Consider the following 13,352-nt stretch of genomic DNA (forward strand, 5'->3'; position numbering starts at 1 on the left):
CAGACGCAGCCGATTACCATTGATAGGTGGCGCTGGCGACCACGCTACGTTGGTCGCCGAAATAGCAGTAGGAACCATCGCAGGTGGACAGGTAGTCCTTGTCGAACAGGTTGGTGGCGTTGAGTTTCAGCGACGCCCCTTTGAGGCTGTTGTCCAGGCGACCGAGGTCGTAGTGCACGGCAGCGTCGAACACCGTGTAGGCGTCGGCCTTGCCCAGCCAGGTGTTGGCCTGGTCGCCATAGGTATTGCCGGTGTAGCGGGCACCGGCACCGATGCCGAAACCGTCGAGTACGCCGGAGTGCCAGGTGTAGTCCGTCCACAGGGAGGCTTGCTGGTTGGGCATCAGCTGCAGGCGGTTGCCTTTGTGGATGCCTTTTTGTACCTCGGACTTGGCCAGGGTGTAGGCCGCGATGACCTTGAGGTTGTCGGTCACGTCAGACACGGCTTCCAGTTCCAGGCCCTTGACCTTCACTTCGCCGGTCTGGTTGGTGATCGATTCGCCACCGGCGCCGATGCTGGTTACCAGGACGTTTTTCTGGGTCAGGTCGTAGACCGCCGCACTCAGCAGAGTGTTCGAACCCGGCGGCTGATACTTGATGCCCAGCTCCCATTGCTGGCCTTGCGTCGGTTTGTACGACTCGGTCGGCGACGCGCTGGCGTTGCTGGCCGGCTGGAACGATTCGGCGTAGGACAGGTACGGCACAACCCCCGAGTCGAACACATAGCTCAGCGCCGCATTGCCACTGAAGTTCTGGCTGCGATCGGTGTTGGTCACGTCCTTCTTGTTGAGGTAGGTGGTGCCCTGGTGCACCCAGTCCTCACGGCCGCCCAGGGTCAGGCGCCATTGGTTCAGGGCCATCTGGTCCTGGACGTAGAGGCCGGTCTGGATGGTTTTCTGGTCGTAGTCGTAATAGGCGTCGACGCGCGCCGGGCGCACGATCGGCTGGCCATGGACCGGATTGAAGATATTGGTTTTGCCCCCGTCGCCATAAATCGACAGGTACGAAGTGCTGGTGCGCTGGTGGTCCAGGCCGATGAGCACGGTGTGGTCGATGTCGCCGGTGGCGAAGTTGGCCTGGAAGTTGTTGTCGACCGCGAACTGGCCGATGTCTTCGTTGACGTTGGTCGAGGTACGGCTGATGTTGCCCGCCGCGTCAGCCGGGGCGTAGGCGTAGGAACCCACGGTCAACTGCTGGAAGGACAGCTCCGATTTGGTGTAGCGCAGGTTCTGGCGGAACTGCCAGACATCGTTGAAACGGTGCTCGAAGGCGTAGCCCAGGGCGTAGTAGGTGCGGTCGTAGAACTCGTAGTCCGGGTCGCCCAGGTTCTTGTGATGGGAAACCTCGCCCAGTGGCGACTTGATCTTGGTGCCCTGGATCGGCATGAACTGGCTGGTGGCGCCGGTATCGTCGCGGGTGAACTGCGAGAGCAGGGTCAGGCGGGTGTCGGTGTCGATGTTCCAGGTCAGGCTGGGGGCGATGTTGTAGCGCTTGTTGTCGATGTGATCGACCTGGGTGCCGGCATCGCGCACCACGCCGCTGAGCCCGTAGAGAAACTGGCCCTCGTCGTCGATCTTGCCGGTGCTGGCGAAGTTGATCTGACGGTAGTTGTCGCTGCCGTACTGGATCTGCACGGCATGGCTGGTTTGCGCGCTGGGGCGCCGGCTGACCATGTCCAGCAGGCCGCCCGGCGGGGTCTGGCCATACACCGAGGACGCCGGGCCGCGCAGCAGGGCCAGGCGGTCGAGGTTCCAGGTTTCCGCTTTCGGGTTGGCATACACGCCGCGGGGCAGGGGCAGGCCGTCGAGGAACTGGGTGGGCTCGAAGCCACGGACCCGCATCCAGTCATAGCGGGTGTCGCTGCCGTAGCTGGCAGACACGATACCGGGCATGTAACGCACGGCATCGTCGAGGTTCTGTACGTTGCGGTCTTCCATCTGCTGGCGGGTCGCGACGGAAATCGAGCGCGGCGCTTCAACCAGCGCGGTGTCGGTCTTGGTGCCGGCGGCGGTACGTGTGGCGAGGTAGCCGTCGACCGGGCCCCAGGCACTTTCGCCAGCCTGCTGGCCGGTGATGTTGGTTTCCGGCAAGGCGACCACGCCGTCGGTGCTTGCCACCAGGCTGTAGCTGCCGGCGCTGCTGTGCTCCAGCTGCAAACCGGTGCCTCGCAGGGCCTCACGCAGGGCGCCGGGGGCGTCGAACTGGCCCTTGACCGGGGCCGAGGTCTTGCCCGCCGCCAGGGACGGATTCAGGCTCAGGGCCAGGCCGGCCTGGCTGGCGATCTGGTTCAGGGTGCTGGCCAGCGGCGCGGCCGGCAGGTCGTAGGCGCGCACGCTGGAAGACTGTTCGGCCGCCATCAGTACCGGGCTGGCCAAAGGGGCGCTGAGGGCGATGGCAACGGCCAACAGACGGGGGCGCAACAGGGTGTCTAGCGGGCGGGACATACGGCGGCTCCTGAATGGAAATGTTTCGCAATTGCCTATGAGCCGGACGAGACGGGAAAAGTGATAGGGCGAACTGAAAATAATTTAGATTCAGGTCAGTGGGGGCTCGCCGGCCAGCCAGCCCCTGTCGGGCTGGTGCAGGAGCCCGTTTGTTGCGGCACCGACCTCAACGCTTGGCGTCGGCCTTGGCCGCCACGGTCACCCACCAGTCGGTGTGCCGCTCGATCGTTACCGGCAAGGTGGGCAGCAGGGCATTGAGCGCCAGGTCAGTGTCCTGCAGCGGAAAGCTGCCGGTAATGCGCAGGTCGGCCACTTCCGGGGCGACGCCCAGGTAGCCGCGACGGTAACGTCCCAGCTCCTTGATCAGGTCGCCCAGGCGCGCGTTGTCCACCACCAGCATGCCCCGGGTCCAAGCGTCGGCCCCCGGGTTCAGGGGCGGCAGCGGTTCGAGGCCAGCGCGGCGCATCAGCACTTGCTGGCCTTGCTTGAGCACCTGCTCGTCCTGAGCGGCTTGCGGTCGCGCCGCCACCGCCGATTGCAGCACCCCGAGGCGGGTGCCCTGGTCTTCACGCTTGACCAGGAACCGCGTGCCCAGGGCACGCATCCGGCCGTCGCGGGTCTCGACGATGAAGGGGCGGCTGTCGTTGTGCCCGGTCTCGATGAGGACCTCGCCTTCCTGCAGCACGATCCGCCGCTGCTGTTCATCGAAGCGCACGTCCAGCGCACTGTGGGTGTTGAGGTTGATCCGCGTGCCGTCGCTCAGGTGCAGGGTGCGCTGCTCGCCGGTGGCGGTACGCTGGTCGGCCAGCCAGTAATCCACTGGCAGGTAACGCTCCCCGGCAAACAGCGCCAGCCCGGCCACCAGCACCACGCTGGCGACCCCACGCCCCAGCTTGCGCACCCGTCGGCGCAGGCCTTCGCGCGATTGCAGCAAGGCCGTGCGGGCTGGGCCGCTGGCTACGCTGAAGCGCTGGTCGAGCATGCCCAGCTGGCGCCAGGCGCGGGCGTGTTCTTCGTGGGCGGCATGCCATTTGGCGAACTCTTCGCGCTCCACCGCGCTGGCGTCGCCATCCAGCGACAGTTGCCAGGCAATGGCCGCGTCCAGCACCCGGGCCGACACCGGCTTGGAACTCATGGGGGTCATAGCGGCTCCCCGTACAGGGCGATGTAGCACTGGCGAATGCCCTGGGCCAGGTACTGGCGCACCCGCGGCACCGAGACCCCGAGGCGTTCGGCGATCTCGGCGTGGCTCAGGCCGTCGAGGCGGTTATAGAGGAAGGCCATGCGCGCCTTGCTCGAAAGCTTGCCCAGCAGGCGGTCGATGGCCTTGAGGTCTTCGAGGATCATCTGCTGTTCTTCCGGCGAGGGTTGCTCGCTTTCGGGGATCAGCATCAGTTCGTTGAGGTAGGCCTGTTCCAACGCGGCGCGGCGGAAATAGTCGAACAGCAGGCCCTTGGCGATGGCCAGCAGAAAGGCCCGGGGCTCCCGGGGCGCCTTGAGTTCAGCCCGCCCCAGCAGACGGACGAAGGTGTCCTGGCTCAGGTCCTCGGCCCGCTGGCTGCAGGCCACGTTGCGCCGCAGCCAGGCCAAGAGCCAGCTGCGATGGTCGCGATACAACGCACCAACTAGCTCATTGTGGGGGCTTGGGACTGACGGCAACGGGACTCACCAATCGAGAAGTTTAAAATAACGAGAATTATTCGCGATTGTCGCAGAGGCGAAACAGTGGCGCAATTGACGCTGGTCGGCTGTCTTATGGCTGAAGATGACCGCTGCCGGAGATTTCTGCGTGGGCAAGAAGCTTGTTGTGGCGAGGGAGCTTGCTCCCGCTGGCGTGCGCAGCACGCCCAAGGCTCTGTGTCAGGTGGAACCGGGACTCAGGTTCTACGGCCGCTGCGCGGCCGAGCGGGAGCAAGCTCCCTCGCCACAGGTATCTGCGCCGCTGCGGTGGATCAGAACGAAGGGGCCTGCTGGCGACGCTTCCACTGGCCGAGGCGCTGTTGCAGGTTCAACGGGCTGTGGATCTGCTGCTGGCGGGCACGGTTGAACAGGATCAGCGCCAGCTCCGCGGTGGCCAGGGCATCGGCCGCCGCATTGTGCCGTTCCACCACTTGCAGGTTGAACCAGCGGACCCAGTCGTCCAGCCCGGCTTCGCGAAGCTGGGCCTGGGGGCAGAGCAGCGGCGCCATGTCCGCCACATCGAGGAAGCTGTGTTGCAGGCGATAGCCCAGGCTGTCCTTCAGCGCCCGGCCGAGCATGTGCTGGTCGAACGGGGCATGAAAGGCCAGCAGCGGGCTGTCGCCGACGAACTCCATGAAGTCCAGCAGGGCCTCCACCGGGTCGCAGCCGGCGGCGATGGCGCTGGGGCCCAGGCCATGGATCAGCACGCTGGGGCTGAGCTTGTGGCCTTCGCGTTGCAGGGTGCGTTCGAATTGCTGGCTGAAGTCGATGGCGCCGTCTTCGATCACCACCGCGCCGATCGACAGTACCTGGTCGCGGTTGAGATTGAGGCCGGTGGTTTCCAGGTCCACCACCACCCAGCGCTGTTCCCGCAGGCTGCCTTCACCCAGCCCGGTGAAGGCTGGCAGGCGGTCGCGGCGTTGTTGTTGCTCGGCGGTCAGTACGCTGACGGCGGGACGGAACCAGGCAAACAGACTCATAGCTGATGGCTCATAACTGATAGCTCATAACTGATACCGCAGGGCCAGACTGCTTTGCAGGCGCTGGGCCTGGCGCAGGGATTCACGCAGGATGCGCCGGTCCAGGTGGTTCAGGCTGTCCGGGTCGACCCGGTTGGAATAGGGCTGGTTCTCCCGGGTCTGGCGCTGGTGCTGCTGCATGCGGGTCTGCTGGATGAAGTGATAGGCCTCTTCATAGGCGGCGCCGTCCAGGGGCTCGATGACTTGCCTGGACACCAGCTGGCGCAGGCGCTCCAGGGTATTGATCGCGCCGATGCCATTGGCCAGGGCCAGCAGCCGGGCGCCGTCGACGAAGGGCGTGAGGCCCTGGACCTTGAGGTCGAGGGTGGCCTTCTCGCCGTTCTTCCTGGCCAGCACGAACTCGCGAAAACGCCCCACGGGCGGGCGTTGGCGCAGGGCGTTTTCCGCCATCATGCGTTGGAACAGGCGGTTGTCCGCGACCTGGTCGAGGATGGCGCGGCGCAGCTGTTCGGCGCCCTGTTCATCACCCCAGACCACCCGCAGGTCGAAATAGATGCTTGAACCCAGGAGGTTTTCCGGGGTTGCCTCGCGGATGAAGGCCGCGAAGCGCCGGGCCCATTCGGCGCGGGACAGGCACAGCTCGGGGTTGCCGGCCATGATGTTGCCCTTGCACAGGGTGAAGCCGCACTGGGCCAGGCTCTGGTTGATCTGCTGGGCGATGGGCAGCAGCTTGCCGCGAATTTCTGCGGCCTGGGCGGCGTCACGGGCTTCGAACAGGATGCCGTTGTCCTGATCGGTGTGCAGGGTCTGTTCGCGCCGGCCTTCACTGCCGAAGCACAACCAGCTGAAAGGCACGCCGGGGTCGCCCTTGTCGGCCAGGGTCAGTTCGATGACCCGGCACACGGTGTGATCGTTGAGCAGGGTGATGATGTGGGTGATCTGGGTCGAGGAAGCGCCGTGAGCCAGCATGCGCTCCACCAACTGGCCGATCTCGCCCCGCAGTGCCACCAGGTGTTCGACCCGGGGTGCGTTGCGAATGGTCCGCGCCAGGTGCACCAGGTCGACCCGTTGCAGGGAAAACAGGTCGCGTTCGGACACCACGCCGCACAGGCGCTGCTCTTTCACCAGGCAGACGTGGGCGATGTGCCGTTCGGTCATGGCGATGGCGGCGTCGAAGGCGCTGTGGTCCGGGCTGAGGAAGAACGGCGCCTGGGTCATGTGCCGTTCGATGGGCTGGTTGAGGTCCTGGGTGCCGTCGGCCACCACCTGGCGCAGGTCGCGCAGGGTGAAGATCCCCAGGGGCGTCCGCTGTTCGTCCACGACCACGATGCTGCCCACTTGTTGCTCGTGCATCAGCGCCACCGCTTCGCGCAGCGGGGTCTGCGGCGCGCAGGCCACTGGATGACGCATGGCCAGTTCGCCCAGGCGGGTATTGAGTGAGTACTGGGTGCCGAGGGTTTCCACGGCCTTCTGCTTGACCTGCTGGTTGACCTGGTCCAGCAGGCTGCTGACCCCGCGCAGGGCGAAATCGCGAAACTCTGCGGACAGGGCGAACAGCTTGATGAAGGCGCCCTTGTTCAGTTGCAGGCAGAAGGTGTCTTCGGCAGCGCGGTGCTCGGTGCGGGTCGCGCGCTCGCCGAGCAGGGCGGCCAGCGGGAAGCATTCGCCGGAAGTGATTTCGAAGGTGGTCTCGGTGCTGCCTTTGGCGGCGTGGGTTCGCTCGCCCACCACGCGGCCCTGCTTGACGATATAGAAGTGCTCAACCGGGCCGTCGGCCGGCTTGATGATGCTGTCGCCGGGGCCGTAGAAGCGCAGGTGGCATTGTTCCACCAGGTACGCCAGATGGAGCTGCTCCATCTGGTTGAACGGAGGGAACCGCTGCAGGAACTGCACGGTGCCCTGGATGTTCTGCATCACCGCGGTCTTCCCGGCCTGGGTGAAGGCGTCCGCTTTACTCATAACGATTACCGCAGTCTTTTTGGATTTCTTGTGGTCGGATTACGGCATGGTCGGCTGCAACGCCTGGGGTGCCCATTGGACGTAAGTCTAGGTAGCGGCCGGGGGCCGGACATTTGGCTTTGAAGCGCTTGCAATCAATGCAAAAAAGCTCTGATCAAGACTCTTGGAAATTTTTCCGACGAAGTGCACATTGGAGACCTGCTTAGCGATGTCTGACCACTGTGCTAGGGGATTGATCTGTTCATGTAGAGAAATGTATGCCCGACCACGATATTTTGAGTGACGCCGAGCGCGAGGCCCTGAGTGCGCTCATGCTGGAGCCGGATCTGCCGCTCCAGCGGGTGCTGATTGCCGATGACGACAAGGATGCCCGGGAACTGCTGGCGGAAATTCTTGGCCTGGATGGTATCCGTTGCATCACGGCGGCCAGCGGCAAGGCCGCGCTTGAACTGCTTGAATCGAACAAATCCATTGGCTTGCTGATCACCGATCTGCGCATGGCCCCCTGCAGTGGTCTGGAACTGATTCGCCAGGTGCGCGAGTCGGAGCGGGCGGCGCTGCCGATCATCATCATTTCCGGCGACGCCGATGTGCGCGACGCGATCGCCGCCATGCACCTGAGCGTGGTGGACTTCCTGCTCAAGCCGATCGACACCAGCAAGCTGCTGGCCCTGGTCAAGCACGAACTGGGCGTGGTGCTCTAGGCGTTTTCTTGCGTCACAGGCAAAAAAAAGCCCCGGCCTGGTGACCGGGGCTTTTTTCATTGCGCCAGGCTACGCGCGCTTACAGACCGTTCTTGGCCTTGAACTCGCGACGCCGACGGTGCAGGACCGGCTCGGTGTAGCCGTTGGGCTGCTGGGTGCCTTCGATCACCAGTTCCAGGGCGGCCTGGAAGGCGATGTTGCTGTCGAAGTCCGGTGCCAGCGGGCGGTACAGCGGGTCACTGGCGTTCTGCCGGTCAACCACCGGGGCCATGCGCTTGAGGCTTTCCAGCACCTGCTCCTGGGTCACCACGCCGTGGCGCAGCCAGTTGGCGATGTGCTGGCTGGAGATACGCAGGGTGGCGCGGTCTTCCATCAGGCCGACGTCGTTGATGTCCGGCACTTTCGAACAACCCACGCCCTGGTCGATCCAGCGCACCACGTAACCGAGAATGCCCTGGGCGTTGTTGTCCAGTTCGTTCTTGATCTGCTCGGCCGACCAGTTGGGGTTGCTGGCCAGAGGGATGGCCAGGATGTCGTCCACCGAGGCGCGAGGGCGCTTGGCCAGTTCGGCCTGACGGGCGAACACGTCGACCTTGTGGTAGTGCAGCACGTGCAGCGCAGCCGCGGTCGGCGACGGTACCCAGGCGGTGTTGGCACCGGCCAGCGGGTGGGCGATCTTCTGTTCGAGCATGGCGGCCATCAGGTCCGGCATGGCCCACATGCCCTTGCCGATCTGCGCGCGGCCTTGCAGGCCGGTGGACAGGCCGATGTCGACGTTCCAGTTCTCGTAGGCGCCGATCCATTTCTCGGCCTTCATGTCGGCCTTGCGCACCATGGCGCCGGCTTCCATGGAGGTGTGGATCTCGTCGCCGGTACGGTCGAGGAAACCGGTGTTGATGAACACCACGCGCTCGCTGGCCGCCTTGATGCAGGCCTTGAGGTTGACCGTGGTGCGGCGCTCCTCGTCCATGATCCCGACTTTCAGGGTGTTGCGCGGCAGGTTCAGCACCTCTTCGATGCGGCCGAACAGTTCGTTGGTGAACGCGGCTTCTTCAGGGCCATGCATCTTCGGCTTGACGATGTACACCGAGCCGGTGCGGCTGTTCTTGCGCGAGGTGTTGCCGTTGAGGTTGTGGATCGCCGCAAGGCTGGTGACCAGGCCGTCGAGGATGCCTTCCGGCACTTCGTTGCCGTGCTTGTCGAGGATCGCGTCGATGGTCATCAGGTGGCCGACGTTGCGCACGAACAGCAGCGAGCGACCATGCAGTTTCACCGGCTCGCCGTTGACGCCGGTGTACTCGCGGTCGGCGTTCATGGTGCGGGTGAAGGACTTGCCGCCCTTGGCGACTTCTTCCGCCAGGTCGCCCTTCATCAGGCCGAGCCAGTTGCGGTAGATCACCACTTTGTCATCGGCATCGACGGCGGCCACCGAGTCTTCGCAGTCCATGATGGTGGTCAGGGCCGCTTCCATCAGCAGGTCCTTGACCCCGGCGGCGTCGGTCTGGCCGACCGGGCTTGCGGCGTCGATCTGAATCTCGAAGTGCAGGCCGTTGTGCTTGAGCAGGATCGCGGTAGGGGCCGCGGCATCGCCCTGGTAGCCGATCAGTTGCGTGTCGTCGCGCAGGCCGCTGTTGCTGCCACCCTTGAGGCCCACCACCAGCTTGCCGCCGGCGATCTTGTAGCTCACGGAGTCGACATGCGAACCGGCGGTCAGCGGGGCTGATTCATCGAGGAAGGCACGGGCGAAGGCGATGACCTTGTCGCCGCGGACCTTGTTGTAGCCTTTGCCCTTTTCTGCTCCATCGGCTTCGCTGATGGCGTCGGTGCCGTACAGCGCGTCGTACAGCGAGCCCCAGCGGGCGTTGGAGGCGTTGAGGGCGAAGCGCGCATTCATCACCGGCACCACCAGCTGCGGGCCGGCCATGTGGGCGATTTCTTCATCGACGTTTTGCGTCGTGGCCTGGAAATCCGCCGCTTCTGGCAGCAGGTAACCAATGTCTTGCAGGAAGGCATTATAAGCCACGGCATCATGTGCCTGGCCGGCGCGCGACTGGTGCCAGGCATCGATGCGCGCCTGGAAATCGTCGCGTTTGGCGAGTAGGGCCTGGTTCTTCGGTGCCAGGTCGTGAATGACCTTGTCGGCACCGGCCCAGAACGCGTCGGCGGTGAGGCCGGTACCGGGAATGGCTTCGTTGTTCACGAAGTCGAACAGGACTCTGGCGACCTGCAGGCCACCGACTTGAACGTGTTCAGTCATTGCTTGCCTCACTCTGCTCAGCTATTTCGCTTTTCAGCTCTTCAAATTAACAATGAAGCCGGTGGCCATTTAAAACACAACCCTGCTCTCCAGTACATGCCATTGCTGGCGGCTGGGTCCTTCCAATCAACGGCAGAGCCTTGCTGACGGGCTGTTGCGGGGGTTGCGATCAGGCCTTGGCGGACATCGTTCCAACGTTATGTAGTGCGCGCTGCGGCATACTACATGATGAACTGCGGTTGTGAAAATTAGACTAAATACGTCGTTCCGCGACTTTAGAATGCAGTGCGGTCACGCTGGGGAACGTGATGTTCTCAAAAAAGGTGGTGGATTGTTCCATATAAATACAAAAAGTTGTACACGATTTGTGTTTTGCCCTGCGTCCCTCGTGGCGGCCTTCGCTGGCCAGCCTTGAACGCGGGGCAAAGCGCGGGCAGCGAGGCTGCCTATAATTGCTCTTTCATTCCCCCAAGAGGGCTGCGCCATGGACCATCTCGTTCTCACGGTATTTGCCCCGGACAAGGCCGGCCAGGTCGAGCGTATCGCCCAGTGCATTGCCGAGCATGGCGGTAACTGGCTGGAGAGCCGCTTGTCACGCATGGCCGGGCAGTTCGCCGGGATCCTGCGGGTCGCGGTGCCCGCTGAAGCCTACGATGAACTGGTGGATGCCCTGCAAGGCTTGGCGGCTCAGGGCATTCGCGTGCTGATTGCCGAAAGCAGCATCGAACAGTCCTGCACCTGGAAGCCCATTGCCATGGAGCTGGTGGGCAACGATCGCCCGGGCATCGTTCGTGATATCACCCGCTTGCTGGCAGAGCAGGGCGTCAACCTGGAACGCCTGGTCACTGAGGTGCGGCCGGCGCCCATGAGCAGCGAGCCGTTGTTCCACGCCGAAGCGATCCTCGCGGTGCCCCTGACCTTGTCCCTGGAAGTGCTGCAGGCGCGCCTGGAAACCCTGGCGGACGATTTGATGGTGGAGCTGGTGCTGCGCAGCGAGCCTTGATCCGGCTGCCGGGTTATCCCAGTAATCCGTGCATGCGCCTGTGGATAACCTGTAGAGACCAGGCGCGAGCCCAGAGCCTGCGCGGCGTTGCGCTTGCTGATCAAAAAAGCAGCAGTTTCAAGGGCTTGTGCACAAAGGGCGGGGATCAGGTTGTGGATAACCTTGGGAAGAAGCGCTGCAGGCCTTGGCGGACAAGGCCTGTAGGGTTTTGGACGTTTATTGATCAGCGACGCCCGCGCAGGCTGAGCCAGGCATCCACGCTGTACACCGCCAGGCCGGCCCAGATGAACATGAAGGCCAGCAGGGTGCTGGAAGACAGGTGCTCGCCGAACAGCAGCACGGCCTGCAGCAGTACCAGGGTCGGGGCCAGGTACTGGAGGAAGCCCAGGGTGGTGTAGGGCAGGTCCCGCGCGGCGGCGTTGAAGCACACCAGCGGCACCAGCGTCACCGGGCCGGCGGCCACCAGCCACCAGGCTTGGGAACTGCTCCAGAATGCGGCGTGGGCGCTGCTGGCATCGGGGTGCAGCAGGAGCCAGCCCAGGGCGATCGGCACCAGCATCCAGGTTTCCACCACCAGGCCGGGCAGGGCCTTGACCGGCGCCTGTTTGCGGATCAGCCCGTAGAAACCGAAGCTCAGCGCCAGTATCAGCGAGACCCAGGGCAGGCTGCCCACCTGCCACACTTGCTGGGCCACGCCGACTGCCGCCAGGATCACCGCCAGCCACTGCAGGCGCCGCAGGCGTTCGCCCAGAATCAGCATGCCCAGCAGCACATTGACCAGCGGATTGATGTAGTAGCCGAGGCTGGCTTCAAGCATGCGCCCGTTGTTCACCGACCAGACGTAGGTCAGCCAGTTGGCCGCTATCAGCGTGCCGCTCAGCGCCAGGATCGCCAGGCGCCTGGGGTTGTCCCGCAGTTCGCGCCACCAGCCGGGGTGTTTCCACACCATCAGCAACAGGGCGCCGAACAGCGCCGACCAGAGCACCCGGTGGATGATGATCTCGATGGCGGGAACACTGGCGATGGCTTTGAAATACAGCGGAAACAGACCCCAGATGATGTAGGCGGTCAGGCCCAGGATGTACCCGCGGCGCGGGTTGGCGGCTTGCATGCAGAGTCCTTGCTTAGGCAGCTAACAAAGCGGCAATTGTAAGGACAATTGTCTAGACCTGTCCTGACTTTTGCGCCGCCAGTTTCTGTGGGTGACGGCTTGCCGGCGAAGGCGATCTCGCGGGCTTTTTCGTCGCCCGCGGACGGATTCAGAACAGTTTGAGAGGTTCTTCGTTGAGGGCCGCCAGTTGCTCGCGCAGGGCCAGGACCTGATCGCCCCAATAACGCTCGCTGCCGAACCAGGGGAAGCTGTGGGGGAACGCCGGGTCGTCCCAGCGTCGGGCCAGCCAGGCGCTGTAGTGCATCAAGCGCAGGGCGCGCAGCGGCTCGATCAGGGCCAGCTCCCGCGGGTCGAAATCGTGGAATTCGCTGTAGCCATCCATCAGCTCGGACAGTTGGCTGAGGCATTCCTGGCGGTCGCCGGCAAGCATCATCCACAGGTCCTGCACCGCCGGCCCCATGCGGCAGTCATCCAGGTCGACGATGTGGAACATCTCGTCGCGGCACATCATGTTGCCGGGGTGGCAGTCGCCGTGCATGCGGATGTTCTGGTGCGGCGTGGCCTGGTAGACCTCTTCCACCCGCTTGAGCAGGTCGCGGGCCACCGACTCGTAGGCCGGCAGCAGGCTCTTGGGAATGAAGTTGCCCTGCAGCAGGGTCGTCAGGGAATCGTGGCCGAAGTTCTTCACCCCCAGGGCTTCGCGGTGTTCGAACGGGCGGGTGGCCCCCACCGCGTGCAGGCGCCCGAGCAGCTGGCCGAGGCGATAGAGCTGGTCCAGGTTGCCCGGCTCGGGAGCGCGGCCGCCGCGGCGCGGGAACAGGGCGAAACGAAAGCCCGCATGCTCGAACAGGCTGGCGCCTTCATGAATGATCGGCGCCACCACCGGTACGTCGCATTCGGCGAGTTCGAAGGTGAAGCGGTGTTCTTCCAGGATCGCTTCGTTGGTCCAGCGTTGCGGCCGGTAGAACTTGGCGATCAGTGGCTCGCCTTCGTCGATGCCGACTTGATAGACGCGATTTTCGTAGCTGTTGAGCGCCAGCACGCGAGCGTCGCTGAGAAAGCCGATGCTTTCAACGGCGTCCAGGACCAGATCGGGGGTCAGTGTTTCAAACGGGTGCGACATGCTTACTCCTGCGCGCAGCAGGCTGCCGCGTCCGGCCAAGCATGGTAACGCAGACGACGGGCCAGCGGGGGAGGGTTTGCGGGCGCTTCGCC

The 13,352-nt window shown here is 64.2% G+C and carries 10 protein-coding genes; 2 read left to right on the plus strand and 8 right to left on the minus strand.

The window, feature by feature from the left end:
- Window positions 1-13: 13 nt before the first annotated feature.
- The 5 genes from LXM55_RS27610 to LXM55_RS27630 form a co-directional block, all read right to left on the minus strand.
- Window positions 14-2,443 (minus strand): TonB-dependent siderophore receptor, encoded by a 2,430-nt coding sequence (locus tag LXM55_RS27610; RefSeq protein WP_233323295.1) that lies wholly within the window; start codon window positions 2,441-2,443, stop codon window positions 14-16.
- Between the two features lie 166 nt (window positions 2,444-2,609).
- On the minus strand, window positions 2,610-3,587 hold the full coding sequence (locus LXM55_RS27615; RefSeq protein ID WP_233323296.1) for a FecR family protein: 978 nt from the start codon (window positions 3,585-3,587) through the stop codon (window positions 2,610-2,612).
- Window positions 3,584-4,102, minus strand: a complete 519-nt coding sequence (locus LXM55_RS27620) for an RNA polymerase sigma factor (RefSeq protein WP_233323297.1) — start codon at window positions 4,100-4,102, stop codon at window positions 3,584-3,586. The genes LXM55_RS27615 and LXM55_RS27620 overlap by 4 nt, the downstream gene beginning before the upstream one ends.
- A 293-nt stretch (window positions 4,103-4,395) precedes the next feature.
- Window positions 4,396-5,103 (minus strand): 3'-5' exonuclease, encoded by a 708-nt coding sequence (locus LXM55_RS27625; RefSeq protein ID WP_233323298.1) that lies wholly within the window; start codon window positions 5,101-5,103, stop codon window positions 4,396-4,398.
- A 24-nt stretch (window positions 5,104-5,127) separates the two neighbouring features.
- Window positions 5,128-7,062: a putative nucleotidyltransferase substrate binding domain-containing protein gene (locus tag LXM55_RS27630; RefSeq protein WP_233323299.1), complete on the minus strand. Its 1,935-nt coding sequence runs from the start codon at window positions 7,060-7,062 to the stop codon at window positions 5,128-5,130.
- 257 nt (window positions 7,063-7,319) lie between these two features.
- On the opposite strand from LXM55_RS27630, the gene LXM55_RS27635 reads away from it, so the two are divergent.
- Complete coding sequence (locus LXM55_RS27635) at window positions 7,320-7,766, plus strand: response regulator (RefSeq protein ID WP_233323300.1); 447 nt, start codon at window positions 7,320-7,322, stop codon at window positions 7,764-7,766.
- A 79-nt stretch (window positions 7,767-7,845) separates the two neighbouring features.
- Here LXM55_RS27635 and LXM55_RS27640 read toward each other — a convergent pair whose 3' ends face one another.
- Window positions 7,846-10,023 carry a malate synthase G gene (locus LXM55_RS27640; protein ID WP_233323301.1) on the minus strand — a complete coding sequence of 726 codons (2,178 nt, stop codon included), beginning with the start codon at window positions 10,021-10,023 and terminating at the stop codon, window positions 7,846-7,848.
- A 484-nt stretch (window positions 10,024-10,507) separates the two neighbouring features.
- Here LXM55_RS27640 and LXM55_RS27645 point away from each other — a divergent pair, with 484 nt between their 5' ends.
- The gene (locus LXM55_RS27645) at window positions 10,508-11,026 is read left to right on the plus strand and encodes a glycine cleavage system protein R (RefSeq protein ID WP_233323302.1); all 519 of its coding nucleotides are present in this window, start codon (window positions 10,508-10,510) and stop codon (window positions 11,024-11,026) included.
- 223 nt (window positions 11,027-11,249) lie between these two features.
- Here the strand turns inward: LXM55_RS27645 and rarD are convergent, their stop codons facing one another.
- The gene (rarD, locus tag LXM55_RS27650; protein WP_233323303.1) at window positions 11,250-12,137 is read right to left on the minus strand and encodes an EamA family transporter RarD; all 888 of its coding nucleotides are present in this window, start codon (window positions 12,135-12,137) and stop codon (window positions 11,250-11,252) included.
- A 148-nt stretch (window positions 12,138-12,285) separates the two neighbouring features.
- Window positions 12,286-13,260 carry a serine/threonine protein kinase gene (locus LXM55_RS27655; RefSeq protein WP_233323304.1) on the minus strand — a complete coding sequence of 325 codons (975 nt, stop codon included), beginning with the start codon at window positions 13,258-13,260 and terminating at the stop codon, window positions 12,286-12,288.
- Between the last annotated feature and the right edge of the window lie 92 nt (window positions 13,261-13,352).

This window comes from Pseudomonas sp. Au-Pse12, from assembly GCF_021341665.1.
In the GTDB taxonomy this organism is placed as follows: Bacteria; Pseudomonadota; Gammaproteobacteria; order Pseudomonadales; family Pseudomonadaceae; genus Aquipseudomonas.